The 23,814-nt window shown below is 52.4% G+C and carries 28 protein-coding genes; 9 read left to right on the top strand and 19 right to left on the bottom strand.

Annotated features, from left to right (window positions below):
* Nucleotides 1–108 precede the first annotated feature (108 nt).
* The 16 genes from ACFSKT_RS13245 to ACFSKT_RS13320 all read right to left on the bottom strand — a co-directional run bounded on the left by ACFSKT_RS13245 (nucleotide 109) and on the right by ACFSKT_RS13320 (nucleotide 12,140).
* Nucleotides 109–1,173: a phosphoadenosine phosphosulfate reductase domain-containing protein gene (locus ACFSKT_RS13245; protein ID WP_377721471.1), complete on the bottom strand. Its 1,065-nt coding sequence runs from the start codon at nucleotides 1,171–1,173 to the stop codon at nucleotides 109–111.
* Nucleotides 1,166–2,224, bottom strand: coding sequence for a DNA cytosine methyltransferase (locus tag ACFSKT_RS13250; protein WP_377721472.1), 1,059 nt, complete (start codon nucleotides 2,222–2,224; stop codon nucleotides 1,166–1,168). Before ACFSKT_RS13250 ends, ACFSKT_RS13245 begins: the two co-directional genes overlap by 8 nt.
* Complete coding sequence (locus ACFSKT_RS13255) at nucleotides 2,221–2,667, bottom strand: hypothetical protein (protein WP_377721473.1); 447 nt, start codon at nucleotides 2,665–2,667, stop codon at nucleotides 2,221–2,223. The genes ACFSKT_RS13250 and ACFSKT_RS13255 overlap by 4 nt, the downstream gene beginning before the upstream one ends.
* Before the next feature lie 233 nt (nucleotides 2,668–2,900).
* Complete coding sequence (locus ACFSKT_RS13260) at nucleotides 2,901–3,458, bottom strand: DUF1064 domain-containing protein (RefSeq protein WP_377721474.1); 558 nt, start codon at nucleotides 3,456–3,458, stop codon at nucleotides 2,901–2,903.
* Complete coding sequence (locus tag ACFSKT_RS13265) at nucleotides 3,458–3,721, bottom strand: LexA family protein (RefSeq protein ID WP_377721475.1); 264 nt, start codon at nucleotides 3,719–3,721, stop codon at nucleotides 3,458–3,460. Before ACFSKT_RS13265 ends, ACFSKT_RS13260 begins: the two co-directional genes overlap by 1 nt.
* A 122-nt stretch (nucleotides 3,722–3,843) precedes the next feature.
* The gene (locus ACFSKT_RS13270; protein WP_377721476.1) at nucleotides 3,844–4,053 is read right to left on the bottom strand and encodes a hypothetical protein; all 210 of its coding nucleotides are present in this window, start codon (nucleotides 4,051–4,053) and stop codon (nucleotides 3,844–3,846) included.
* Nucleotides 4,050–5,384, bottom strand: coding sequence for a replicative DNA helicase (locus ACFSKT_RS13275; RefSeq protein ID WP_377721477.1), 1,335 nt, complete (start codon nucleotides 5,382–5,384; stop codon nucleotides 4,050–4,052). Before ACFSKT_RS13275 ends, ACFSKT_RS13270 begins: the two co-directional genes overlap by 4 nt.
* Entirely contained in the window at nucleotides 5,374–5,715 is a 342-nt protein-coding gene (locus ACFSKT_RS13280) for a hypothetical protein (RefSeq protein ID WP_377721478.1), read from the bottom strand. Before ACFSKT_RS13280 ends, ACFSKT_RS13275 begins: the two co-directional genes overlap by 11 nt.
* Nucleotides 5,672–6,568: a replication protein gene (locus ACFSKT_RS13285; protein ID WP_377721479.1), complete on the bottom strand. Its 897-nt coding sequence runs from the start codon at nucleotides 6,566–6,568 to the stop codon at nucleotides 5,672–5,674. Before ACFSKT_RS13285 ends, ACFSKT_RS13280 begins: the two co-directional genes overlap by 44 nt.
* 16 nt (nucleotides 6,569–6,584) lie before the next feature.
* Nucleotides 6,585–7,181: a hypothetical protein gene (locus ACFSKT_RS13290; RefSeq protein WP_377721480.1), complete on the bottom strand. Its 597-nt coding sequence runs from the start codon at nucleotides 7,179–7,181 to the stop codon at nucleotides 6,585–6,587.
* A gap of 17 nt (nucleotides 7,182–7,198) precedes the next feature.
* Nucleotides 7,199–7,921 carry an MBL fold metallo-hydrolase gene (locus ACFSKT_RS13295; RefSeq protein WP_377721481.1) on the bottom strand — a complete coding sequence of 241 codons (723 nt, stop codon included), beginning with the start codon at nucleotides 7,919–7,921 and terminating at the stop codon, nucleotides 7,199–7,201.
* Nucleotides 7,921–8,922: a recombinase family protein gene (locus ACFSKT_RS13300; RefSeq protein ID WP_377721482.1), complete on the bottom strand. Its 1,002-nt coding sequence runs from the start codon at nucleotides 8,920–8,922 to the stop codon at nucleotides 7,921–7,923. Before ACFSKT_RS13300 ends, ACFSKT_RS13295 begins: the two co-directional genes overlap by 1 nt.
* The gene (locus ACFSKT_RS13305) at nucleotides 8,923–10,911 is read right to left on the bottom strand and encodes an AAA family ATPase (protein WP_377721483.1); all 1,989 of its coding nucleotides are present in this window, start codon (nucleotides 10,909–10,911) and stop codon (nucleotides 8,923–8,925) included.
* 6 nt (nucleotides 10,912–10,917) lie between these two features.
* A complete protein-coding gene (locus tag ACFSKT_RS13310) occupies nucleotides 10,918–11,160 on the bottom strand; it encodes an AbrB/MazE/SpoVT family DNA-binding domain-containing protein (protein WP_377721484.1) in 243 nt (80 codons plus the stop codon).
* Nucleotides 11,161–11,312: 152 nt separating this feature from the next.
* Nucleotides 11,313–11,570 carry a helix-turn-helix domain-containing protein gene (locus tag ACFSKT_RS13315; protein ID WP_377721485.1) on the bottom strand — a complete coding sequence of 86 codons (258 nt, stop codon included), beginning with the start codon at nucleotides 11,568–11,570 and terminating at the stop codon, nucleotides 11,313–11,315.
* Nucleotides 11,571–11,906: 336 nt separating this feature from the next.
* Nucleotides 11,907–12,140, bottom strand: a complete 234-nt coding sequence (locus ACFSKT_RS13320; RefSeq protein WP_377721486.1) for a helix-turn-helix transcriptional regulator — start codon at nucleotides 12,138–12,140, stop codon at nucleotides 11,907–11,909.
* A 118-nt stretch (nucleotides 12,141–12,258) separates the two neighbouring features.
* Between ACFSKT_RS13320 and ACFSKT_RS13325 the strand changes: the two genes are divergently transcribed.
* The 6 genes from ACFSKT_RS13325 to ACFSKT_RS13350 all read left to right on the top strand — a co-directional run bounded on the left by ACFSKT_RS13325 (nucleotide 12,259) and on the right by ACFSKT_RS13350 (nucleotide 16,907).
* Nucleotides 12,259–12,651, top strand: a complete 393-nt coding sequence (locus ACFSKT_RS13325; RefSeq protein WP_377721487.1) for a helix-turn-helix domain-containing protein — start codon at nucleotides 12,259–12,261, stop codon at nucleotides 12,649–12,651.
* A 357-nt stretch (nucleotides 12,652–13,008) separates the two neighbouring features.
* Entirely contained in the window at nucleotides 13,009–14,565 is a 1,557-nt protein-coding gene (locus ACFSKT_RS13330) for an AAA family ATPase (RefSeq protein ID WP_377721488.1), read from the top strand.
* A gap of 529 nt (nucleotides 14,566–15,094) precedes the next feature.
* The gene (locus ACFSKT_RS13335) at nucleotides 15,095–15,403 is read left to right on the top strand and encodes a hypothetical protein (protein ID WP_377721489.1); all 309 of its coding nucleotides are present in this window, start codon (nucleotides 15,095–15,097) and stop codon (nucleotides 15,401–15,403) included.
* A 61-nt stretch (nucleotides 15,404–15,464) separates the two neighbouring features.
* Complete coding sequence (locus ACFSKT_RS13340; protein WP_377721490.1) at nucleotides 15,465–15,626, top strand: hypothetical protein; 162 nt, start codon at nucleotides 15,465–15,467, stop codon at nucleotides 15,624–15,626.
* 70 nt (nucleotides 15,627–15,696) lie between these two features.
* On the top strand, nucleotides 15,697–16,212 hold the full coding sequence (locus ACFSKT_RS13345) for a hypothetical protein (RefSeq protein ID WP_377721491.1): 516 nt from the start codon (nucleotides 15,697–15,699) through the stop codon (nucleotides 16,210–16,212).
* A gap of 5 nt (nucleotides 16,213–16,217) precedes the next feature.
* On the top strand, nucleotides 16,218–16,907 hold the full coding sequence (locus ACFSKT_RS13350) for a M23 family metallopeptidase (protein WP_377721492.1): 690 nt from the start codon (nucleotides 16,218–16,220) through the stop codon (nucleotides 16,905–16,907).
* A gap of 37 nt (nucleotides 16,908–16,944) precedes the next feature.
* Here the strand turns inward: ACFSKT_RS13350 and ACFSKT_RS13355 are convergent, their stop codons facing one another.
* Complete coding sequence (locus ACFSKT_RS13355; RefSeq protein ID WP_377721493.1) at nucleotides 16,945–17,499, bottom strand: NYN domain-containing protein; 555 nt, start codon at nucleotides 17,497–17,499, stop codon at nucleotides 16,945–16,947.
* A gap of 82 nt (nucleotides 17,500–17,581) precedes the next feature.
* Here ACFSKT_RS13355 and ACFSKT_RS13360 point away from each other — a divergent pair, with 82 nt between their 5' ends.
* Complete coding sequence (locus tag ACFSKT_RS13360) at nucleotides 17,582–20,443, top strand: type IV secretory system conjugative DNA transfer family protein (protein WP_377721494.1); 2,862 nt, start codon at nucleotides 17,582–17,584, stop codon at nucleotides 20,441–20,443.
* An 83-nt stretch (nucleotides 20,444–20,526) separates the two neighbouring features.
* On the opposite strand, the gene ACFSKT_RS13365 is transcribed toward ACFSKT_RS13360, so the two are convergent.
* The gene (locus ACFSKT_RS13365; protein WP_377721495.1) at nucleotides 20,527–21,252 is read right to left on the bottom strand and encodes a stalk domain-containing protein; all 726 of its coding nucleotides are present in this window, start codon (nucleotides 21,250–21,252) and stop codon (nucleotides 20,527–20,529) included.
* Nucleotides 21,253–21,615: 363 nt separating this feature from the next.
* On the opposite strand from ACFSKT_RS13365, the gene ACFSKT_RS13370 reads away from it, so the two are divergent.
* Together ACFSKT_RS13370 and ACFSKT_RS13375 are read left to right on the top strand one after the other, a co-directional pair.
* Nucleotides 21,616–22,059, top strand: coding sequence for a hypothetical protein (locus tag ACFSKT_RS13370; RefSeq protein WP_377721496.1), 444 nt, complete (start codon nucleotides 21,616–21,618; stop codon nucleotides 22,057–22,059).
* 402 nt (nucleotides 22,060–22,461) lie between these two features.
* Nucleotides 22,462–23,178 (top strand): restriction endonuclease, encoded by a 717-nt coding sequence (locus ACFSKT_RS13375; RefSeq protein ID WP_377721497.1) that lies wholly within the window; start codon nucleotides 22,462–22,464, stop codon nucleotides 23,176–23,178.
* 155 nt (nucleotides 23,179–23,333) lie between these two features.
* On the opposite strand, the gene ACFSKT_RS13380 is transcribed toward ACFSKT_RS13375, so the two are convergent.
* Nucleotides 23,334–23,705 carry a YhjD family protein gene (locus ACFSKT_RS13380; protein ID WP_377721498.1) on the bottom strand — a complete coding sequence of 124 codons (372 nt, stop codon included), beginning with the start codon at nucleotides 23,703–23,705 and terminating at the stop codon, nucleotides 23,334–23,336.
* Nucleotides 23,706–23,814 lie beyond the last annotated feature (109 nt).

The following is a 23,814-nucleotide window of genomic DNA, read 5'->3' on the forward strand; positions in this document are numbered from 1 at the left end:
CCGATGACTTCGGTCCTGCTAAAATCGATATCTCCAGCACGAAATGCCTTTGAGTTGTGGATATTTATGAAATCGAAATTCTGGCTTGCATTCGAAACCCTCCCTTGATCACTCGCATAGGCCGTAAACGCTCGAGCACATCGGCGGATCGTCGGCCAGTTCGATGGCTTTAAGCAGATCCATATTTTTGCCGCCGTGCGTGGTCTTTGACCATTCGACCCATTCGTCTATTCCATTCCCTTGACCATGTGCTGTCGGAAAGAATGTAGCCGCGCCGCGCTTCGAGGCTTGCTTAACAATTGCTTCCCATTCCCTAATCCGGTCAATCTCGGCAGGAAACCTTCTTGAAATTTCGAAGAGCTCTCCCTTATTGCAATTCACGCAAGGCATGCATCCAACTCGTGACATCCCGAGCTTATACAGCGGGTTAGGTTTAACCCCCATCCGATCATGGATAGCAAATACATCATCAACCAACCATCTCAGAATCGGCCTATACACCTCTTGGCCTTCCGGCGTTTCTTCACGCTCAGGTAATTTGGAACGTGTATGACTCTCCTCAGCTCTGACCCCTTGCCAACTGACTACTTTGAATCCTTGCTCTAGATAAGGCATGACCACCTGTTCGTAGATCACATCTGTTTTCAGAAAGGTAGTACAAAACCTAGCCTTCGTCGATGGGAATCTCCCTTTCCAGATGCACAGATCAAGGAATGGATTGCCGCTTGGTACCAGGGCCGTCAGCGCGCGCTGTACGATGACCTCTGTTTCCTCCGGGGTCATCCCCTTAACCGTCGGCTCCCATCGCCACCCTGCAACCCCGTTATATGGCTTGTAGGGGTCTGGCGGCTCGAAAGCCGGAGGAACAAGGTCTTCTTCGTCCGAGATTTTGATCCACTGCCCAGGGACATCCTTTTGGAGCTTAGAAGGCCAATGAGTTACGACGTATTCCTTTCTCTTTGCGATCCGTCGGGAGAAGTCCGCCTTAACCCGACGGATTGTACCTAGCTCGCGTTCAAGGTAATCGAGATATTCATAAGTCATTGGATGCTCGTTCCCTGTGTCTGCAAAGACCGGTTCAACTTTGACGCCTTTCTCAATCGCCAGCAGCCACATTGCAGTGCTGTCCTTCCCACCAGAAACCGAGAGGATATTGACTGTTGGTTTATTCATTTGATTTCTCCTCCTGATGAAAAAGTAATTTGATGGCTGCCATGATAGGGAGTATTTGCAGCGGGTTCACCGCGTTGCCTAGGGCCTTTAGTCTTGAGGCCCGGTTTTTGATTCCGGTTGCCACCCGTAATGGCTCCCAATCATACTGCTCTTGACCCATCAGTGCAGGCTGCTGGTAATCAGCGATCCATTGCTGTAGAGCGTCCAATGGATTTATTCCACTTCCGTCCAGCCAAGAGGGAAGTTCATCAGCGACTCGACCCAATAAGGATTCAATTGACCTGTCGCTCCTTCCCTCATGACGGCTCCCGGCACCGTATCGCGGGTCGCCTGTGAAGGAGGAAGCGTCGCGTTCTTGGCATCCTGCGCCGCTGATGTCGGCCACATCACTGCTGCAGGTAGTCCGTTCCTCGGATCGGCTGATACCTCCCCGCGCTTTTCCGCATCGTTCGCTCTCGGAGTTGGCCAAAGGCCCGCCTTCCAATTTGCTATGTCCGTCCGCAGGCTCTTCCCCTGCCCGCCGCCGTGGCTCCCCACCGAGTCCGCTGCGCTCGGTGTACCCCAGAATGAAGACTCGCTCTCTTTGATGCGACGCGGAGACGGCCGAAGCCGGAATAACAAATGCCTGTGCGTCGTAACCTGCGTTTTCCAAGTCAGAGAGGACAGTGTCGAGCCCCAAAGAGATGTGCCCAGCAACATTCTCACCAAGGAACCAACGGGGCCGGATTTCCTGTAGGAGTCGATTAACTTCTGGCCAGAGGTGACGGTCGTCTTTCTCGCCCTCTCGCTTCCCGGCGTGGGAGAAAGGCTGGCAAGGATATCCCGCTGAAATAAGGTCAATTGTTCGATCTGGTCTGAGGATTCCATCCGTCTCCAACCTCGCTTTCGTTAGCGTTCTTACGTCGTCGTAAATAGGGACGCCCGGCCAATGCTTCTCTAGGACCTGCTGCGGGAATCGCTCACGCTCGCAGAAGGCGATCGTTTTAATACCTACCGCCTCCCCCGCAAGATCGATCCCACCAATTCCGCTAAATAAGCTAAGTGCGTTCATTTCCGCACCGGCTTTCTGTCCTTGCTCTGCGGATACTCGCTATATTTAATCCCGAACCGCTGCATGACCGCCCCGAAACGTCCCGGCATGAGCTTGTAATGCTCCTCGATGTCGGCAAGCTTCTTGCCTTGTTGGAGCAGCCGAAGCACCTCGTCCCGTTGAACGGTTAATTTCGAGCCGTCTGGACGGGTAATCTTGGTCCATTGCTTATAGCCCTCGGCTTTGGCTTTTTCATTCCTGGCCTTAATCCGCTCGCGCGCCTGCTTCGCTTGAGTGCTCATTTCCAGACCAACCAGCCCGCTTGTTTTCTTTGGCGAAACGTTAACAGGACCATAACGCGCCTCGATCTCCTCTGGGGAGAGAAAGGTGGACGACGCCTCCTTAGACGGGCGCCCACACTGGCGCTCCACTTCTTGATTTAGAATTGGGCGTTTGTTTCTCACCGCGGATACACCTTCCTCATTTTGAAATTGATTCGCGGGTGTTTCTGGATGCGCCGAACGATCTCGGCCTGAGCACCTTCCTTAAGCCAGGGCGCCGCATCCGGGTCGAGGAAGGCTATTTCGTATAACTCTCGCATCTTGGCCTTGTGCCAATTCACGGCGACCACCTCGCTTTTAAGAACTGATGTTCTGTTTAAGGGCAGCACGAATCCTTCGCCGAGCGGCATGCGCGGCTATTGTGCCTTTTTCTGCTTGTTCTCCTCGCGTTTCTTCTTGATGTACTCCTCGATGGTGATCCAGCCGCCGAACTTTTTGCAGTACTTCATGACGACAAGCGGTGGGTATTCCGGGAAGTTGGCGTCGAACAGTTTCCGTTTGAGCGGGAACTTCTGATCCTCTGCCCCTTTGACGTCGATCAGCACAACCCGTCCTTCTCGCACGTAGGTGACCTTGAAGTCGGGGCTGTAGGTGATTGCCTGATGCTTGGTGCCCTGCTTTTCGAATTTCTCCAGCAAGGTGAATTTTGGCTGGAGCTCCACGGTGATCCGGCCATCCTTGATCAGCGGTAGCAGCATGTCACGGTAGTACTTCGCCTCGAGTTCGGAGTCAAAGATCAAGTGCTCGTCTTCCCTGTAGGCCGTCTCCATAAATCTCTTTAGGTCCTGCCGTGAAACCTTGACGGTCGCGCCGGTCGCCACGGTCAGGATTGTTTTCTGGGAATTGTATTTACTCGGCTGGGCAGGTTGCTGGTCGGGAACAGCCTCTTTCTTCTTTCTGGCGAATCGCACCACTAATCGCTCACCGCCTCGGTTACCGCAGATGCTGGCGCATCTAGTACGGGATCGAGGACAGTAATTACTTGGCGGCGCCCTGTCTTATCACGCTTGATGTATCCCTTGGCTTCAAGCTTCTGAACGTGGCTCAGTGCGGTAGCCGTAGATTCAACGCCGAGTTCTTCAGCGATTTCCGTTAGCAGCGGAGCCTGCCCGGTGCTTGAAATCTTACGCTTGATGATCTCCAATACTTCCTGCTGCTTTTTCGACAATTTGCTCATTTCGTCCGTCTCCTTTATGGCCGGGCCGCACCGGCTGTCTTTGATATCTGCTATAGAGGATGCCGATCACCTTGCCGGAATCGTCGTAAAATATTTCCCACGGCGTATCGTCGTAGAGGTCGTCAGGTGCCGGCCGTGCTGGTCGCTTTTTCATACGCCTCGCGCTCCCTGCGCTTATAGTCGAGTACCTGCTCGCTCACGTAATCGTAGGTGCGCATCATCTTGTCGCGTTCCTCGCCTTGGAAGAGCGGATCGGCGAGCTTGACCGCCTTCTCCGTCAACCATTTCAGCGAATCGTTGTACTGAGCCTCGCTCTCGATCCGCTTGCTCATTTGGCCGCCTGCTGCGCGCCGCCCATCTTCTGTTCCTTGTTCCGATCCAGATCCAAGAAGCGCCCCGTCTTCCGGTAGAAGATCATCTCTACGGTGCCGGTACCGACGTTTCGGCCTTTTGCGATGATGATCTCGACGATGTTCTTCTTCTCTGTTTCCGGATGATAGTAGTCATCCCGGTACAGGAAGGCGATGATATCCGCCTCGAACTCGATATCGCCGGATTCCTTCAGGTCGGACATAATCGGCCGCTTGTCCTGGCGTTGCTCGCACGATCGGCTGACCGAGCTGATCGCGATGACCGGGCATTGATTGACGCGGGCCGCCTGCTTGAGCTGTCGCGAAACGAAGGTGACGCCTTCCCGGGTCTGGCTGAATTTCCGCCCTGGCTGCATGAGCTGCAGGTAGTCGACGTAGATAACGACGCCGGGATATTGCTTCTTGAGCCGTTTGACCTCTTGCTTGAATTCGAGGACGGTCCGGCCTGGCGTATCGTCGATGTAGAGCGGCAGCCGGTCGAGCTCGTCCATCGCGTAGCTCCAGCGCTCCCAATCCCCATCCGAGAATTGACCGGTCCGCATCTTGGTCGCGTCGATGTTGCCCATGCAGCATAGGAACCGCTCGATGACCTTGTCCGCGGGCATCTCCAGGGAAAACAGGACTGCTGGACGCCCCGCGCGCGCCGTCTCCAGCATGTCGTTTACGATAAAGGCAGTCTTCCCGATGCTTGGCCGCGCCGCGACGATCTCCAAATCACCATCTTGGTGACCCCCTGTCAGGCGATCGAGCTCTTTACTCGCCGTCTTGGCCCCGGTCATGCCCCGCTGCTGTTGCCGCTTGATGATGACCTTTTCGTGATCGGCGACGACCGCGGACATCTTGCGCACCGTATCCTTCGCGGGCCCGCCTGCCATCTCCGCGATCCTCTCAAGACGTTCCTGCGCTGCCGCAAGCAGTTCGCTCGACTCCAGCTTCCCGTCGCGGCCATCATTCTGGACCGTCTCCAACGCGGCCAACGTCTCGCGGGTGATGTAATGCTCCCGGATGATTCCTTGATGATGGTCAAAGGTCGCCGCGTTCGTGGGCGGCGCGCCCCCGGCCAGCTCGGTCAAGTAGCTGACGCCGCCGATCCGCATCAGGTTTAGTCCGGAGTGCTCGGCCATCGAAACGTAGTTGATCGGGATGTCGTTATCGGCCAAGTAATAAAGGTACTGGAGAATCAGCCGGTGCCGCTCGTCGCCCATGTCATCCGGCTGCAGGTAGCAATCGTCCAAGCGCTCAGGCTCATTCAGGATCGCACCCAGCACCGCGGCTTCCGCCTCATAGTTCATCGCCGCTACCCGCCTTCCCGCCGCCGAGCAACTTCGGCCTAAGATGTTCCGGGCATTCCGGCAGCGCTGCCTGCTCCCATCGATCCATTTCAGCGAACCGCGCTGTTGTCTCGTGCCGAAGCCGATCATAATTCCCGCCCATTCCACCCGGCTCCGCCTGAATGATATCTGCAGCCACCGGAGGGAATTTGCTGTACTTCATAAACTCCATTAGATTCGCAAGCGCCTGGTCGAAGGTAAGGTCAGCCATCAAAGGAATCCATGTCGCCTTCTTCTCAGGGGTCACCTCAAAATTCGGGTAATTCGAGCGGATGATCGCGAACATCTTCACTACTTCCGTCTCCCTCACGTCCGGTTGCCTCCTCGTACATTTGCTGCAGCAACAACTTGTCCTGATCGAATTTGGACAGCGCTGGCGCCCGTTCTTTCATAATCCCTTCCGGATCTACTTCGTGGTAATCTTCAAACCGCTTTTGGTTTAAATAGGTCGATGGATGAGGGATGAAATGTTTTTGCGTTCCGATAAGCTCGCATGTCTTTGCAAAGTTCTTCGTGTTGCGGATGATCAATTCAGGATTGAATGCGGGTTCCTTTGCTAACTTCTTCCACGCTTTCTCAGCTGCTTGCCGAGAAACTCTTCTTGGATAGGTTGAGTAGAAGATTTCGAATAGATCGACATTGTCTTTAAAAGATGTCTTTAAAAGAATGTCTTTCTTTGGGGGTGCAATCGGACCCCTCATAGTAGCTACTTGAGGGGTGCAATCGGACCCCTCAGGAGGGGTGCAATCGGACCCCTCCTCACCTTCTATGGGAGGGGTGCAATCGGACCCCTCATAGTCCCAAAAATTCTCCATATCGTCACCGCTTTTCGGAATTGTCCATGCCTCATAATTTTTATTGAAAGCCAACCTTCGAGCCGACGTCTTCGTCGCTTTCTGGGTCACAACCAGGACGTTAGCTTTTATCAAGAGCGATATTTCTTTCTTCACGGTCCCTTCCGATAACCTGGTCCTCTCATGAATGAAGGAAAGCGATAAATCATGATCTTTCCGGTTCCAACCGTATGTGTTGCGCCAGACCACTATGATGATACGGAGTTGCGACCCATTGAATTGATAAAACGGAACTATGTCCATCAACTCGTTCGCGATCCGGGTGTGTTTGTCCGGCTGCGGGTTTGCCATTCCACCTCACCTTCGATCAATGGGGGAGTTTGTATGCTGTGCCTAGGCCGCTCAGAGCAATGACCAGCAAAGGCTTGCTACCAGACTTCATCTGCTCAAGCTGTTCTGCAATGTAGTCGGTTGCGGACTTTTCGGCCGGTTCCTCGATCGTGTAGCCGTTGACGAAGAATTCCATGAGCTCGTAGGGTTTGCCGATAAAATGGCGCTTGATAACCCTCGCCGGAGGTCTAAGCAGGGATTCATCGAGGTTTCGCATAATGTTGAATACGGCCCATCCAGTCGCGTCAACACTGTCCTCCAGATCCAGCTCCTCGAACGCAACGGCCACTTCCCGCGGTACCGGAATCTTACGGCCTTCGCGCTCCTCGCGAAGCTCGCTGCTCAGCTGAGCGATGTTACCGGCCATCCGTTCGATCGCGGCACGGCTCAGATTGTCCTGGATCTTCGCATGCTCGGCCATTCGGTCGAGTCGGGCATTGAGTTCGTTGTTGCGGCGCTCGAGCTCTGCGGCGTAGTTCATAAGCTGCATGACCGTCCCGCGATCGTAGGATTGAAACGCCGGCATGGTCAACTGCAGCTGTACTTTTTCAATGGTTTCTCTGGAGGTTGTCAATGTCGTTCATCCCTTCGTTATCGATTGGCTACCCGGACGATTGCGCCCGTCAGCCCCTGTATTTCTCGCTTGAACATTTCCTCGTCGCTGTTTGCGTCCGAGAGGTGGAGTAGCCAGATCTCCTGTACGCGGCTCATGTCGTTCTTCTGGAAAAAGCCCTTTACGTTTTCAAGGCTGAAGTGCGATCGGAGCAATCGGCGGCTCCTACTAATCAGCTGCGGCCGGAGCTCTTCGGGGGCGGACTGGATGTTCCGCTCGACGATAACCTCGCTGTAATTGCATTCGATCATAATGTGCGTTAGGCCATTGAACCGGTATCGAACGTAGTAGGTATCCGTCGCGAACAGCATCTTCTCGCCCGCCTTGTTCGCCATCAGGAAGCCTAGCGGCTCCTCGACGTCGTGCTCGACACGGAAGGGGAGAATGGTCCACGTATCGATCGTGAAGGTGGTTCCTGCAGCGATCTGCGCCACGCGATGACCTTCCAGCCCAGCCGCGGCTGCCGTCCCCTTTGAGCAGAACACGTCGATCCCCGCCCGCATGACATCCGATGCGTATTTGACATGGTCGCCGTGCTCGTGTGTGATCAGGCAACCGGCGATCCCCGACATCTTATAATTCAGCGCCCGTTGCATGTCCTTGTATCGGACGCCGGCCTCCAGAAGAAGATCCGTCTGGCCGTCCGTGACGTGATAGGCATTGCCCGCGCTGCTCGATCCGATTGGCGTGATCTTGATCATCAGAACCCCGGACTGCTTCCAGCTGACGGCTCAGAAGGCGACGAGTTCTCTTGTTGCGGGGTGATGATCTCCGCTTCGCCATCGTGGGCCGTGAAATCGACGTCAATCGCATCGCGGTTGGCATTCTGCCGAATCTCCTCGGCCGTCTCGGCAGCAGTCATTTCATATTCGTTTTGCTTCAAGCGCATGTAATCGTCGTCGATCTTCTGGCTGTCGATCGTGATATCTCCGTAAGCTGCGCGAGAAATCGTCTTCCAGACCATTTTTTCGTACCAGCCCTCCACCTTCTCGGTGCCGACCTTCTTCCCGTCCTTCCAGACGTCTTTCTCTCCGCCCCAGAATTCCGCGCTTGCGTATTGCGGCTTCCGCTTCTCGATGTCCTTGAGGTTCATGGTTACGAGCTTGTTCTTCTCGGGCGCGTTATTGAAAATGTGGTAGTAGAATCCGCCGACAACATTGCCGCGATCGAATTCGTTCGTAATTTCGAACTCGTAATTCTCATAAGGATTGTTCCGGTCCTTCTTGATTGACTTGAATCGGTCGGTGCTATACACGACCTCCACTACAACGTGATCCGGAATCTCGAGACCGTATTTCTTGGCCTTCAACTCCATACCGCGGTATCCTTCTACGAAGGTGATGTCATATTTTCCGAGCGTGTTGTTTTTGAATGGAACCATATTGATATGGTTTTTCTGAGCCGGGTCGAATCCGATCCGAGCCATAGCCACGACGTCGCGCGAAAGCTTCTCCATGTTGACGTTCTGCCAGGCTACCGCGAGAGGGTCTTGGTTTTGCCGTTTCTTCAGGCGTTTCTCCTCAGCCATCTTCAAAGCCGCGTCGATGGCAACGAAGTAATTCTGCGCTAGGCGCTGCTGGAAGTTGGTCAGCGCTACCGCGCCCACCCCGCTGCTGTACTCCGTGACCACCTTTTTCATGAATCGTTCAGACGCCGACAATTCCACCTTTGCAAGCTGCTGCTGGTTCTGCTGTTCGCTCAATTAGATCGCCTCCTGGTTGTTTGCTGGCACGACTCTCAGCTGCTTGTCGCCCTTGCTAACGATCAGCCGGATCTGCTGCCCGCGCGTCTCGGCCAGCTGGGTCACTGCTTCTGCGTTGTCGATGAAGATCGGCGCCGCGAAGCCGTAATGCTCCGAAAGAGTATTGATGATGTCTAGTCCGACATTGATCCTTGCGGCGTTATTCATGTCGCTGTAAGGCACGCCGTTGTAGAGCGTCTCGCAGCACTCGGTCAGTCCGCCGTTGATCTGCTGCTCGAAGAGTTTAAAGCGTGCAAATCTGAACTTGCCGTTGATCTTCTCCTCGAGCATGGTCACCTTCGTCCGGATGAACTCTTCCGTCAAGAACAGCTCGCGCTCCAGTTGCTCATAGGCCGCGGCCAGCTGTCGCTCTTCTGCCTTCAGGTCCGCGATCCGCTGCTTCGCCGCGTTGACTTGTCCGAACTTAGCCTTGTCACGTTCGAGCGCCTCGGCTTCCATCCGCATCTTCGCCAACTGCATGCGGGCATCGGATAACGCACTTTGCGAAGCGGACCGCAGCCCAGTGATCTCGCTCTCAACGGCAGCTTTCTCCTCGAGCTTGGCTGTATACGCTGGATGGTTCGAAATATCCGGTGCCGGGGAAGTCGCAGCCAGCTCGGCCTCTGCAGCCCTGACTGCCTCTCGTGCTGCATGCAGCCCTGCTTGCATCTGCTCAACCATGACCAGTTGATCAGTATTAGCTGCCTTCAACCGCCCGGCCTCTTCGGCAGCCGCCTTCCCAGTGACGAAGATTCGCTCTTTACGATTCGACTTACTGACGTTGAACGACTTGAGCGCCTTTTCGTGCGCTTCAGCGACCTGCTCCTCCGGGAGAGCTTGTCCGCATGTCGGGCAGTCGGTCGCATGTGAATGCCCTTCAAAAGTTTCCGCATCGACCTTGCGCCATTCGGCCCTCAGCTTCTCGGCCTCGGCTTCACGATCTTTGATGACAACGTCGTTCCTCTCGATCTGTCTTCGAAGAGAAGCAATTTCAAATTCGACTTCTTGTGCCTTCCGCCGCTTGTCGTCCAACGTTCGACGCTTGGCGGCCAGATCATCGAGGGCGCCGGACTGCACTTCGTTCTTGATCTGCAGCAACTCGCCTTCGATCTCAGCGACGCGCTTCTGCTTTGCGACCAACTCAGCGCCGGATTCGATTCGCTGTTGTTCAGCCTCTTTAGCGGCGATTCGCCCCTTCAGTACTTCGATTTGCTGATCCAGCACATCCTCGCTATAGGTTGGCAGGTCAGGGAAAGAGCGGTTGACCTCGTCTATCCGGGTCGGAATCATCTCTATTTGCTTGTTAATCTCGGCGCGCTTGGCCGCGATCACCTTGCGCTGATCCTCAATCGACCTATCGCCCAGGATGGCCGGCAGCTCGGCCAGCTCGGCATTTCCCGCGATGACATCGGCGTCGGACATGTCGCCGCACACTTCCAACAGGATCTTCCGACGGTCTTGCCATTTCAGTTGCTCGTTGAAGAATGTCGGGCTAGTCAGCAGTTTGAACAGGTCCTCTTTCACTAGGCTGTCAACATAGGCGTTGAACTCCCCTTTCTTGACCGGGACGCCGTCGATAAAGTAGTCCGTCTCGTGGCCGGTGAATTCCGCGATCGCGGATCCGCGTTTCTTGGACCATTTCTCTCGGAAGACCTTACGCAGCTCAACTCGCTTACCGTTCACCTGCAGCACTGCCCGAACCTCATGGTCGGCACCGCTTTGCTCGACCTTGCCCGCAGAATCCAGCGTCTTAATGTTGAAGTCCTTCTTGTTTTGGCTGTCCTTATCGAACTTGAGCCAGGTGAAAGCATCGAACAGCGTGGTCTTGCCTGCGGCGTTTTCACCGAAGACATCTAGGTCGGCGCCGCCGGCTGAGTCCAGTTTGAAGTGGCGCGCGCCCTTGAATCCGATCAGTTCCAGTTCGAGGAGTACCATTCGTTGATTGCTCACCTCGCTCTACCCCCTTACCAGAGTGTCACGGCAGCCGCTGCACACATGCTTCCCGGCCAGCGTCGTCGAGATCTCAACCTTCCCGCAGAACGTGCAGCCGGGGGCATATTTCTTGAGCATGATTTGCTCGCCGTTAACGAAGATCTCGAGCGATTCGCCTTCCTTGATATCCAGCGTGCGGCGCAGTTCAACCGGAATTACGACACGGCCGAGCTCATCGACCTTTCTCACGACACCAGTAGCTTTCATGGGATATTCCTCCTAATGATTGATGACCAACACTTTGGTTTGACCGAGATTTCGGGACAAACATTTCAGACAGCAGTATCGTAGGTGACCCTTCCGCCAGACTTGATCGCCGGCGTAAATTTGAACCTCGCAGTTTAGATCAGCGCATTCAGCTATCGGCGCGCGCGCTTGCTGAGACATACAGGCATGCTCCTTTCATTCGTCCGCCCGAGCAAGTAGTCGGTCGTGACGTTAAAGTGATCGGCGATCGTATCCAGCATGACGATTCCTGGGCGCCGCTTACGTGTTTCGAAGTGCGACAGCGCCATTCGGCTGATCCCAAGCCTGGCCGCCGTCTCATCCTGCGTCAGCTTGCTCTCGATCCGCAGTTCGAAGATCCGTTCGGCAAGCGTCTGAGCTACCCGGCTCATCGGTTCTCCTCCAGGATGTTGGCCGTCATTGAGCGGATTGTTCCTTGTGCCTTGCAGTTCTCGATATCTCTGAGGTGTTCGCGGCCTTTCTTCAGGTCGCTAACAAGAACTGGACCCGATAGCCTACCAGGCAAAAGCAGATGGTTGAGAAGAGTATCTCCTTCAAGCAATTCCGTATGGTTCAAAGGAATCACACCTCCGCATCGTATTTTGTAAAAATTAAGCAAACGGCTTATATGTTCGCATCTGTTCGCGTTGCGCTATATAATTGAACGCTTTATAATACCTTGTAGACAAAGGTGCATTAAATGCACATCAACTTCAAAAAAAAGAAATTCAATCCTTTAGGTCTTGGAAAACATCATCTACGGTGGAACCCAAGTACTCTGCCAGTCGAAAAGCGAACTTTAATTCCGGATTACAACGACCATGTTCAATGCTTCGAATCCAACTTTCGCTGCAGTCGAAATCTAAACTCATTGCACGCTGGGACTTATCTTTGGCGAGACGGAGCTCCCGGAAACGCGTGCGCTTTTGAACGATGCGAGCGTCAGCTTTTCTTCTTGACAATGTATGAACCTCCTTTCTGTTGCATATGCTATTTTCTAATGTGCATTTACTGCACAGGCAAATAATAGCATGTGCATTTCATGCACGTCAACCCATTATTTTTCTGGATGGTGCCACGATGGATAAAGCACAAAAGCTAACAGTTGCTAAAAGAATAAAAGAAATGCGTAACCGTAAGGGTTGGACTCAATTAGAATTAGCTGAATTATTGGAAGTGGATAGAGTAAGTGTTACAAACTATGAGCTCGGTCGGGCGGTCCCTCAATGGGGAACATTCGTTAAACTCGCTGAGTTGTTCAGCACGACAACTGATTACCTCATGGGCAGCTCCGACGATGAAACAAAAAAAACTCCCGGCTCGATGGAGAACGAGCGAGAGTTTATTGGGAAAATCGAGTTAACTGATGAAGAGCTTATGGCTCAGTTCGAGATCGACGGCCGTCCGTTGAGCCCGAAGGAATGGAAGAAACTGATTGAGATGATACGTCTCGATCGCAGGTTTGAAGATTGAGATTGTCCAATTTGGTCTGATAATAACCCGGCTTTTTCCCGAGTAAGAAAGCCAGATTATCTAGACTAATTTTCTTTTTTATAGCCGGTCACCTCTCAATCAGATATACAGATAATACCATAGCACTACAAAATAGAACAAGTGTTCTTGTAAAAGTTCATCATCCCGGTCTATATACTCTCACAATGATGCATGGGTTATCTCTTTTTATAAGAAAAAGAGATAATTAACAGGTCTATTGACCCACATAGAAATTAAGAATATTGCCTTCTAATTAGTTGAACTCGTTTGAAATCATTATCAATGAAAGTAGAGGCTACAGATAATGCAACTAATAATAAAAAGAGGTCTCCTAAAATGTCAACAATAAGAGTCGAATTACCCTCAAGTGAAATCATTGAAGGAACTAACCCAATAGTAATTTTAGGTGCAAATGGATCAGGGAAAACTCGCTTTGGAGTTGATATTACTCGTATCAACAATGCAGATAGGATCCCTGCTTCTCGTTATGTTACCGTACATGGACAAATCCCAATGCAATCCAAAGAGATGGTTCAAGAGGAACTAAGGCGACAACGTCATGAAAGTTCCAATAATTACTGGAACCCTGTAAATGACATTACGAATCTACTGTCAAAATATAAAGCGGAAGATGTTGAGTCTGCCACTCAATTTAGGGACAACTTCATAAATAATATTCCTGCAACTCCTGAAAAGACTAGGTTTATTAGATTGCAAGAATTTTGGCATTCGATATTCCCTGGAAGAACCATTAAACTTAAAGGATCACACAATTTAGAAGTCGTATCAAGCTTATCTGAAACAGAAGAAATATACCAAACACAGAGCTTAAGTGATGGGGAAAAGAATGTTTTTTATCTTGTGGCTAGAGTTCTTGATGTAGACCACGGGAAGGTGATTGTAGTTGATGAGCCAGAAATTCATCTGCATCCAGTCCTTGCACGAAAAGTATGGGACGAGCTAGAGAGTATGAGGCCGGACTGTCGGTTTGTATATATTACTCACGATTTTAACTTTGCTTTATCACGCACTGATCCAAAGTTTATTATTGTTAATAAACCTAATGACATTAGAATAGTTTCTGACGATCGTTTGCCTAGTGATGCATTTAGAGAAATACTAGGAGCTGCTTCATTTTCAGTACAAGCTACTAATGTGTATTTCTGTGAAGGTGATTACAATTCAGACTATTCTCTTTACAGCAAGTTATTCGAAGATCAAGGAACTTTAGTAGTCCCTGTTGGGAGTTGCACTGAAGTAATAAAGTGTGTAGAAGTTTTCAACTCGGGGCAAATTATTCAGGGTATGACTGCAAGGGGGATTATTGACAGAGATTATTGGCCAGAGGAATATTTCTCTAGCTCAAATTTACCCCCAAACATATTTCCCCTTAAAGTTCATGAATTCGAAAATTTATTTATCTTACCCGAAGTATTTACCTGTGTTTGTAATCAACTGGGTGAAGACTCTCCAGAGCAAAAATACAATCAATTTGTTGAACGAACAAAAGAATATTTTCAGCGTCCTAAGTCCAAAGAGATACTCGAAAGAGCGAGGAAGCGCTTTGAGTTTCATTCAGTAAAGTTATTGAATGAATTGAGGCATCACCCAGATCTTGATTCATTAAAAGAAAATTTTGTGTCTGCTCTAAAGCCAGAGAATTGGGCAATAGATCCCTCACTTATTTTTAAAGAAGAGAGGGAAAGAATTGAGAAATCATTAGAACAGGCAGCATCTATCGAAGATTTCTTGAAATTCCTTCCAGGTAAGCCGATGATTCAAAAAGCTGCCGAAGTTCTTGGTATGAGCAAAGAACGATACATTCAAATTGTACTAAAGCTTGCCACGACGACTTCTACAGGAGAAGAAATTAAAAGAAATATTATTTACTAATATTAGACGCCAAAATTACATCAAAGATCTATGCAAGTTGCCAACCCATTTATAATAAATGTTAAGTGTATATGGGTATCATAAAGCGCCGCTCTGAAGCAGCTCGCTGCGGAGGCGGCGCTCAGGGTGGGCAAAACAAAGAGCGTCGGACACAATGTCTGACGCTCTTTTCTTATTTAGGCCAAAACATTTCAGGGTCCACGTCATAACCCATCCGACGCAGAGCTCCGATGATATCAATCTTCGTGTCTGCTTGTGCGAAAACCCCTTTATCTCCATCGCATAGATCCGCGATCGTATTTCGGCTTCTTCTCGACGCGGCAGCTAAAGCCCCTTGACTTATCTTATGTCGGTCAAGATATACACCCAATGCAGTCCTCCTTTTCCCCAATCCGCACAAGACAATCCCTCCTTCTCGTATATCAGGAGGGTGGACAATCTTTGAAAATAATATTCACAGAACCGTGCATTTTGGACAAATTATGGCCCATAAGCTCTATCATCAACCGTCAGACGGGAGTGTGACGACATGTCAGACAAAGTACGTAAGAAGCTGGAGGCGCGGCTGCGCGATGGCCGCGATGAGGATCTCAGGGAGGCGACCGCCGGACTTAGCAGCGGCGTGCTGTCGGAGATGGTACGTGACGGTATGCGGCTGATGCTTGGGATACGGACCAAGATGACCACGGAGATTAAGGAGCGCCCGCTGCTCGTCCCACCGCCTGACAGCCGTCCGACGCTTCCAGCGCGCCCGGAACCGCTCGACATCATCCTGCAGCAGGGCAAAGAAAAAACGGCCAGCCCGTCAAGGCCGACCGTCTTTAAACCCAACCGTTAACCGCCGAACACCGTCGGCGCGCCCCAGATCATCATCGCAATACCTACCGCAATTGCCACAAATGGCATCCCTAGTTCCTCCCTTCGAACTCGATACGGCTATTATGATCGGCGGCACGGCCGCGCATACCGAGGAGGTCATGCTTATGTTTTACATCGTGTGGGGCTGCATCTTTACGGTCATCACGTTGACGATCGTCGCGAAGGGAGGTCGGCGGAAATGATATTCGGTTTTGGCTGCTGCATGGTTATCTGGGGGCTCACGGATCTCATTAAGAAGGGGCGGAATGCGAAATGATCACCACGATTAACATCAGCGCGCGCTGTTACGACGGGCGCCGCACGAAAGTCATTATGGATTTGGGGCCGGAGCTGCCGCAGGCCGAACTGCCCGCGGCGGACGCGCTGCGCATCAATCGGATCATCGCGCACCTGAAGCGCAACCACCGCGCTTATACCGCGGCAGTCATGCTGCTGGCCGTCATGCTCGAACCGTCCGGCGTGCTGGCCGCGTCCGTCAAAACGATGTCCGGTGGGCGGAATATCATCCTGCTGCTGCAGAAGGCTTCCTTCTGGGTCGGTATGGGGATTACGATCTGGGGCATCGTGGAGGCGCAGTTGGACTTTCCCGGTTGGAAAGGCCGCATCATCAAGGGCGTGCTCGGATATATCGGCATCCTGCTCGTGCCGCTCGTATTTCTGGAGTTGCAGAGCAGCCTTCAGGTCGACGTCTGGGATCAGATCGAGCAGCACCAGCAGCAGATCGCGCCGCGGCTTGATCCGACATACATCCCGCCGACGAAAGGGTGACGGTCATGATCATCAACATCCGCCCGCGGATCTCCTCCGCTTATGGCGCGATCGACAGCGCGCACACGGCGCCGCACACCGGCGTTGACGTCGCCATCCCGGAAGGCACGGAGCTGCATGCCGTCGCGGACAGCGTCGTCAGCCGGATCGTCGCGGGGGCCGACCGGCTCGGCAACGGCGTCATGCTCCAAACACCGGACGGCCACGATGTCATATACGGCCACCTGTCGCGGATCTCCGTCCACCCTGGCCAGCACCTGCAGGCGGGCGACGTCATCGGGCTATCCGGTAACACAGGGCACAGCACAGGGCCGCACCTTCACCTCGGGCTCATGGAGGACGGCCACTACATTGACCCGACGGCGCTGATCGACCGGGCGCTCGGTACGGCGTCGTTCGCCCCGCCAGAAGCCCACAGCGGCCCGCTGGGCGGTCTGCAGGATGCGCTCGAAGGATTTAACAATACCATGTCCGCGATCGGCCATTTCTTCCGCGAGGTCGCATACTGGGTCAATCCGGTCAACCTCTGGCGCGAGCTCAGCGATGTGTTCGGGTCCGGCACGCTCGACAACCCGCTGATGATCGCCACGATCGTTCTTATCATGATCTTGATGGGCGGCGCGAAGTGGCCGAAGAAGTGGATTGCTTGGGGCTGGGTTGTATTCTGGATTCTGAGGGGAATGGTGTTTGCATGAAAATAGGCAGGGGACTTCTTTCCCTGCCTAGCTACATCTATACCGGACGACGACCGCCCAAAATAAATGTTATGTGGTTGTAGTGGTCTTCCAGGTTGACGTACTTACCATGCTGCTGTGCGAATTCACGCAGTTCTCTTTTGCACCCGGCGCCCCAAGAATAAACCTCGATGTTCCATCCGAGTTTGTGCGCACGCTTGATATCGGAGAGAAAACCAATACCAAATTCTTCTCCAGCACCATCACCAGTGAGGAGAGCGATCGTCTCCGGTGGATCTACGTCAATCATTGTTCGTAGTAGATAGGTTTGAATTGTTTCATCAACCCCTACCTCCTTATTAGTAAGATCGCGATTCAGTAGCTGCAAATTAACACCTAAACTTTTCAGATGGTTCCAAACCCCATCGGATGGGGGCGGAACACTACCAGCAACAACTGCGGTCTTTAGTTCTCGTCCATCGCGTGCAAGCTCAAGCAAATTCAGAAAATGAGTCCGGTATTTCCCGCGCTCCACCCCAGGATCGTTTAACGGAAAAACATGATTTAGTCCAACGAAGTGGATATTCGAATTATCCCAAAAAATATGCAGCATTCTTTTGTGTGCCCCTCTCTATTAATTGTTCAAAGTAAGTATACACATTCTTACAATCCGATGGGAGAAAAGAGGGATTTTTTTGATCACCGCGATTATCGGCAGTACGCTTTACCGGTTCCACGACGGCGGCCGGGTCGACCGGATTGAACTCTACCCTGTCGCGCATCACGCGCAGCTGCCGGTGGTCGCGTCATCCCGTCGTCGCGGGGATACGTCCGGCCCGCGCCCATCCCGCCCACTCTTCCGCGATACGGTTGCCGGGATGCTTGTTAAGTCGGCCGCCGCCGCTGGTCGGTTCACTCGCCGCGTGTCCGGCGCCGTCGAGACGATTCCTTGGGACCGATTCTACCGCCGCGAGCCGGATGACTACGTCGTCTACGAGATCAGCCCGACACCGTCGATTCGCAATAACCAGGCGTATGTGCTGGCTAAGGTCATGGCGAGCTTCTATCGCTCACCGAAGGAGCGCCGTCGCTGGGGCAATCCGGCCATGGGCGAAACGATCTGCACGGACCGTAGCCCCTACCGTTGCAATTTCCGAATCGTCATGCGCGCGGGCAGCGTCAACTTCTACCTGCTGCTTCCCCGTGACAAGGCGGGCGAGGTGCTCCGCAAAGCCGAAGCCATCTATGACGCCGGTATCACGATCCAGGAGATCGCCGGAGGGCTCCCGCGTCTCGATCCGACCAAAGTGTTTTGCACAGAGCTCTCCTACCGCCGGCACGACATTTTCTCGCTCGCCACTGACAAGGATAACAACTACCCGCTGCCGTCCATGCTGACGGCCGTCCGGACGCTCGAAGGCGACGACGTCGCGATCTTCGACGCGCTGCTTGAGCCGTACGACCGGCGCGCATGGATGAAGGAAGCCAAGGAAGCGCACGACCTACTGGAGAAGGGATACGTGCCGGATGCCAGCCTGCAGCACAAGTTTCTGCGGCTCATCCACCAGGCATTCGAGCGCGCCCGCTATGAACTGCTGGAGCTGACGCGGTTCACACCGCAGCAGAAGGCCGCGCTTGCCGAATGGCGCCGCGAACAGAGCAGCTACCGCGAGGCGGCGCAGATCAGGGAGGAGATGACGCCGGCCAGCAAGAAGAAACCGGGGGAGGAGATTCTGAAGGGCTGGCTGCGGATCGCCGTACAATCCGAGGACGCCGGCCGCCGCCGCGACGCCGCCTACACCATCGCGAACGCGTGGAAGGATATTAGCGGGAACAATGAGCTCGAGCGGTACGATGTACCGGCCAAATGGACAGCCCGGTATCTCGACGCGATCGAAACGCGCCGCGGGTTCTCGATCCGCTTCCACCCGCTCAAACTGAGCACGGACGAAGCCGGCAAGCTGCTGCAGCTCCCCGGCGACACGCTGATCGAGGAGTTTCCACAGATCCAGGCGCGCAAGGTCAAGGAGATCAGCCTGCCCGACGAACTGACGCTCGAGGACGTCCTGTCCGTTCGGATCGGCTGGGTCACGGAGCGCGGCGTGCGCAAGCTTGCGCGGCAACCGCTGGAGGCGTACGAGGGCGTATCGCAATCCGCGGTATACGACGCTCTTTGCACAGCAGCCTTCGGCCAGGGCAAACAGGGCAGCGGCAAGTCCGAAGGATACGGAACGGTCTACGCATACGACATGGTCATGGCCGGCTTCAGCGTAATCCTCATCGACACTGCGGACGGCCAGATGTTGCGCAATTTCGTGGACTGCCTGCCCGCGGACTTCCCGGAGGAGAAGATCCATTGCCTCAATTTTGACAACAAGGCCTGGCCGATCCCGACCGGCTGGGAGGATATCTATGGCCGCACATTCGCGGCGGCGTCCGGCGACAGCGAGCTGGCCGCGCTCGAGATCTCCGAGAAGATCACGGCGCGCTTCATCGGATTTATCAACAGTCTGTCCACAACTGGGGAATTCACGGACCGCATGCGCCAATACACGACCAGCTGCATGCGCGCCATCACAGCGCGGCCGGGCTGGGCATTCCTCGACCTCGAGCTCGCGCTGACGTCCCCCGCCTACCGCGCCGTGTTGCTGGAGCTGCCGGACGTGCTCGCGATGCCGGATGTCGTCAACGACCTGCGGACTCTTCAGCAGAAGGCCGAACGCGGCGCGGACGCGGCAATCGTTGAGCCAATCCTCGCCAGGCTGAAGACGTTGAGCAGCACGCAGTTCCTCGCCAACCTCTTTTACCAGCCGCCGAAGTTGCAGCCTGACGGCAAGCCGATCCTTGACCTGCGCCGAATCATGGATAACCCCGAGGGAGGCTGCGGACACGTTGTCGTCATTCAGGCGAGCTTTGACGCATGGCAAGAAGCTCAGTCAACCATCCTCGGATTCGTGGACGACAAGGTCAATTTCAACGCGTTCTCTCGCATCGATACCGAGCAGGCCGCGCGCCGACCGGTGCTCAAATGGATCGACGAGCCGCATAAAATTGTCGGGGCGATCGAGGATCGCGCTTCCGGTACCGCTGTCGAGTTCCGGAAATACCGCGTGAAGAGTCTCTTCACCGGCCACAGCATCGACCAGATGGGTAAGGCAGCCAACGCCCTGCTGGACGGCGGCGCCTGCATCACCAGCTACAAGACCGAGCGCGAAAGCGAGCTCAAGCGGTTTTCGCATGCGTTCGCGCCCTATACCGACGCTAAGGCGCTATACGCCTCCCTGCCAGATAAACACGTTGCCATCAACAAGGTTCGACTTCCGAGCGGCAAGGACGCTCCCGCATTCATTGCCGACATGGTAGCGCCGCCTTCGAAGGTGAGAGATCGCAGTCATGTATGGCAAGCATGCGCAGAGCGGTACGGCCGGCCATGGAAAGAGGTGCGCGATACGATCCAGGAGAAGCGCGCGCAGTATGCGCAAATGGACAGTGAATGGATTGCGGATATCGAGAGGGAGATTATTGGGGCGCAGAAGAGGAAGAACAAAGTGAAATAGAAAGGTACCAGCGTAGTTGCTATCGTAACTAAAAAGGCAGCCAATCATTGACCGGCTGCTTACTCTGGTGCTTAACACTTGATTTATTTTAATAACCGTGCTTCAAAAAGACCTACTTCATATCCCGAACCATGATGTTCCGTTTTAGAGACTTTAAATCCGATTTTTTGAGCTCCAGAAACATCGATATTAAGATCAGTTGGAAACTCACCTGCTTTAATCGTTCGCGTAGTTACAGATACATCATCCAACAGCACCGTGAAAGTTACGATTTCTTGGGAATCTTTTTCGGCATCTGTAAATCCTAACTTTGAAACAAATTTCTTGTATTGTCCGTTGAGAGGGAACTCGAGAAGAGCTGTGGAATCTTTCCCAGTCATATAAGTAGCATTAATTTTAATGAAATTATTATATGTATTACCTACATTGTCTTTTATACTTTTATCATTATAGGAATAATTGAAATCCATGAAGAACTCAGACGTTGATTGCCAGTTCATATGCGAGAGATTATCTCCGAAATACTTTGCAGTGGCTTCTGGCTGTTCCCCAATCCAGACAGTCGCTGTTTTTGAGTCCCATTTAACCGTCTCTCCAAGAGATTCCGCAACAAATCGTAATGGAACAAATGTCGTCCCATTTAAAACGAAAGGTTTTTCACTAGGTGTTTTCGATACTTTATTAATTTTAATGTCCTTCACGTTATAAAAAACTTCAATCATTTTACCACCAGCTGCATAAGCCGTAGCTCCCGTTACAACTGTTCCGATAAGTAACCCTGCTACTAGACCCTTCACTTTGTCTTTCATGATAGTTCTAACGACTCCTTTGACGTTGTATGTATATAACTCTTTTGAACTATTTTCGACAATGTTTATAATAAAACCTTTTTTCCTTCTTGTCACTTATTTTGTAACTATCTCCCTTGGAATTTCAATTTCCCCTTTTCCCTTGGCGCTCTACGCGGGTCTGCCCGACAAGCACGTCGCGATCAACAAGGTCTGGCTGCCGAGCGGCAAGGATGCCTCCGCCTTTATTGCCGACATGGTGCCGCCGCCAAAGCGCGTCAAAGTGCGGAAATCGAGATGCAGCAGCCGAACACGCCGCGGCCAAGAAGAAGAGACGAGCGAAGTAACTGAACTTTGTCGAAAAAAGGAGGTGATTTTGGAAGTGTGTGGAATAAGAAATTCCATACATTCAATGATGGGGTGAAGCTAGTGACACAGAAGAACAAACAAGCGGAAATCGAAATTTTCTCGGAAGGCATCAACGTTACAATAACAGGTGAAGGTGACGAAAAAGTCTTTGGGAACGTGGATCTGAGCCTTAAAGCAGCGGTCGCCACAATAGAAATGTTGGACTTTAAATTTGCACTCGATGTCGATGATAACTACGCTCAGAAAGCACACGTCCAGCTCCTTCATGCAATCGGTGGTTCAATTAAAGCAGGTGGTTTCTATCCAAGCGAAGCTACAAACTTACAGGTTGCTCAATCGTTTCTTAACTGGTTCCTTGAAAATAAACTCGACAAAGAGCCGGAGTATGCAGAACTCTTAAAGCAAGATGAGGACGAAGCTGATTTCTCCTTCCCTCTGTTTGGAGAGGAGAAGAACTAGATGATCCCGTGCATTGAGCAGGATGAAAATAATAAGTTCGTCGGAAGATGCTACTGTGGCGCGTGTCTCGACGAGTTTCATGATTACGCCATCCGATCTGAGATCTTCTACATGGAATGCAATTCATGCAAAATGGTAAACAAGTTCTTGATCAAAAAGGTTAAAACATCAGCCTGGGAATTGAACGGAAATAGGATGGAAACACAGTTCTTCCGCATTAATGACAGCGGCGCGCCTGTTCAGTTCGCGTTTTATGATCCGATGCATTGTTACTAGCAGAAATTATCGAATGACTTATTCCCAATCCGCGTCTTAAATTATGGAAAGTATTTACCGAAATAGTAGTTATCGAACTGTATAAGGGAGAGATACTACTTGTCACGAAGGCGGAAGAAGAAACAAATGACCTATGAGGATATGATCGAGGCCACGTTGAAGATGGCGATCGCCGGTGCATTCATCGGCGTGCTTACCCTCACCAAATCGTTCGGTGCAGCTGTTGCGGCTGCCGTCGCTGTCCTGGCTTCGTTTATCGGAATTAGGCTTTACCGAAATAAACAGCGTGCTGAGCGGTTAAAGCTCTCCGGAATCAGCGAAATCGACGAAATGGACGGACGGCAATTCGAGCATTACTTGGGCCACCTGCTCAAATCGCACGGCTATTCGGTTGAGGTTACACGCGCGGCAGGCGATTATGGGGCCGATCTGGTCATTAAGAAGGACGGCAAGAAGATCGTCGTCCAAGCGAAGCGCCACAGTAAAAACGTTGGCTTGAAAGCCGTGCAAGAGGTGCAAGCCTCAATAGCGCATTATGGTGCCCTCGAAGGCTGGGTCATCTCAAACCGCGAATATACCAATGAAGCATACGCGCTTGCTAAGTCCAATGGAATCCGACTAATTAACCGCGAGCAGCTAATCGAAATGAGTCTCAAAATGAATTCAACGGAACAAGGAGCCGCACCGGTTATCCAGGCAATTAAAGCAGAGCACCCTCAGGAAGATCGCCGCTGTGGACGATGCGGTAGCAGAATGGTACTCCGCACGGGACCGAAAGGTGAATTCTATGGCTGCAGCTCTTTCCCAAAGTGCAGGTATGTAACGCCGATTTCATACCAATAAATTTGAATGACTAATTAAGAGTGAAGACTGTTGGCAGCATGCCGGCGGTCTTTTTGTCGTGTGTGGGGATAAACGAGAAATGGATTGCTACCGTGTCTGCGGCAACCAGGAAGGGGAAACAGAATGCCGTACCCCGGTTGCGCGGCATGCGGCAATCATTTAAATATCGAGTTGATGTACTTCGGCAGCCTTGTGCTCATCTCCGATTTCAGTACCATTCGCATCAACAAAAAATTGTCCTCGTACCCACGGCAGACAAAACGATAGTGAATAGCGTCTCCGTAGATTCGCTCTTGCTCGAACACCTTGATCTTCTTTTGGCGCATCTGCTTGCGGACCTCGACCAAGTCTTTGTGAATCCGATCGAGCAGAACATCCGCTGACTTGACGTAGAGGCTTCTAAGCGAGTTTGATTGCAGTTCCATCTGTGTTCGGTTATTCTGAACGAGGTCCAACAAGAATGGTAAAATCACTGCGTCACGGATCAGCATCATTTCTTCTTGAGTGGGTAATGAGGTGGTAGACACATCGAACAACCTCCGAATAAGAACAATTGTTCTTATTTTATCCGAATATACGTTCTGTATTCAACTTTAATTTAAATGGGGATGGCTTTCGGTTGATAGAGGAATTCGG

It is taken from the genome of Paenibacillus xanthanilyticus (genome assembly GCF_042682185.1).
Taxonomy (GTDB): Bacteria; Bacillota; Bacilli; order Paenibacillales; family Paenibacillaceae; genus Paenibacillus_Z; species Paenibacillus_Z xanthanilyticus.

Excerpts from the sequence above, each read along its gene's own strand:
- ACFSKT_RS13245 (WP_377721471.1), bottom strand. The coding sequence starts at position 1,173 with ATGAATAAACCAACAGTCAATATCCTCTCGGTTTCTGGTGGGAAGGAC.
- ACFSKT_RS13250 (WP_377721472.1), bottom strand. The coding sequence starts at position 2,224 with ATGAACGCACTTAGCTTATTTAGCGGAATTGGTGGGATCGATCTTGCG.
- ACFSKT_RS13265 (WP_377721475.1), bottom strand. The coding sequence starts at position 3,721 with ATGAGCAAATTGTCGAAAAAGCAGCAGGAAGTATTGGAGATCATCAAG.
- ACFSKT_RS13270 (WP_377721476.1), bottom strand. The coding sequence starts at position 4,053 with ATGAGCAAGCGGATCGAGAGCGAGGCTCAGTACAACGATTCGCTGAAA.
- ACFSKT_RS13275 (WP_377721477.1), bottom strand. The coding sequence starts at position 5,384 with ATGAACTATGAGGCGGAAGCCGCGGTGCTGGGTGCGATCCTGAATGAG.
- ACFSKT_RS13285 (WP_377721479.1), bottom strand. The coding sequence starts at position 6,568 with ATGGCAAACCCGCAGCCGGACAAACACACCCGGATCGCGAACGAGTTG.
- ACFSKT_RS13295 (WP_377721481.1), bottom strand. The coding sequence starts at position 7,921 with ATGATCAAGATCACGCCAATCGGATCGAGCAGCGCGGGCAATGCCTAT.
- ACFSKT_RS13310 (WP_377721484.1), bottom strand. The coding sequence starts at position 11,160 with ATGAAAGCTACTGGTGTCGTGAGAAAGGTCGATGAGCTCGGCCGTGTC.
- ACFSKT_RS13315 (WP_377721485.1), bottom strand. The coding sequence starts at position 11,570 with ATGAGCCGGGTAGCTCAGACGCTTGCCGAACGGATCTTCGAACTGCGG.
- ACFSKT_RS13325 (WP_377721487.1), top strand. The coding sequence starts at position 12,259 with ATGGATAAAGCACAAAAGCTAACAGTTGCTAAAAGAATAAAAGAAATG.
- ACFSKT_RS13330 (WP_377721488.1), top strand. The coding sequence starts at position 13,009 with ATGTCAACAATAAGAGTCGAATTACCCTCAAGTGAAATCATTGAAGGA.
- ACFSKT_RS13335 (WP_377721489.1), top strand. The coding sequence starts at position 15,095 with ATGTCAGACAAAGTACGTAAGAAGCTGGAGGCGCGGCTGCGCGATGGC.
- ACFSKT_RS13340 (WP_377721490.1), top strand. The coding sequence starts at position 15,465 with ATGGCATCCCTAGTTCCTCCCTTCGAACTCGATACGGCTATTATGATC.
- ACFSKT_RS13345 (WP_377721491.1), top strand. The coding sequence starts at position 15,697 with ATGATCACCACGATTAACATCAGCGCGCGCTGTTACGACGGGCGCCGC.
- ACFSKT_RS13350 (WP_377721492.1), top strand. The coding sequence starts at position 16,218 with ATGATCATCAACATCCGCCCGCGGATCTCCTCCGCTTATGGCGCGATC.
- ACFSKT_RS13355 (WP_377721493.1), bottom strand. The coding sequence starts at position 17,499 with ATGCTGCATATTTTTTGGGATAATTCGAATATCCACTTCGTTGGACTA.
- ACFSKT_RS13365 (WP_377721495.1), bottom strand. The coding sequence starts at position 21,252 with ATGAAAGACAAAGTGAAGGGTCTAGTAGCAGGGTTACTTATCGGAACA.
- ACFSKT_RS13375 (WP_377721497.1), top strand. The coding sequence starts at position 22,462 with ATGACCTATGAGGATATGATCGAGGCCACGTTGAAGATGGCGATCGCC.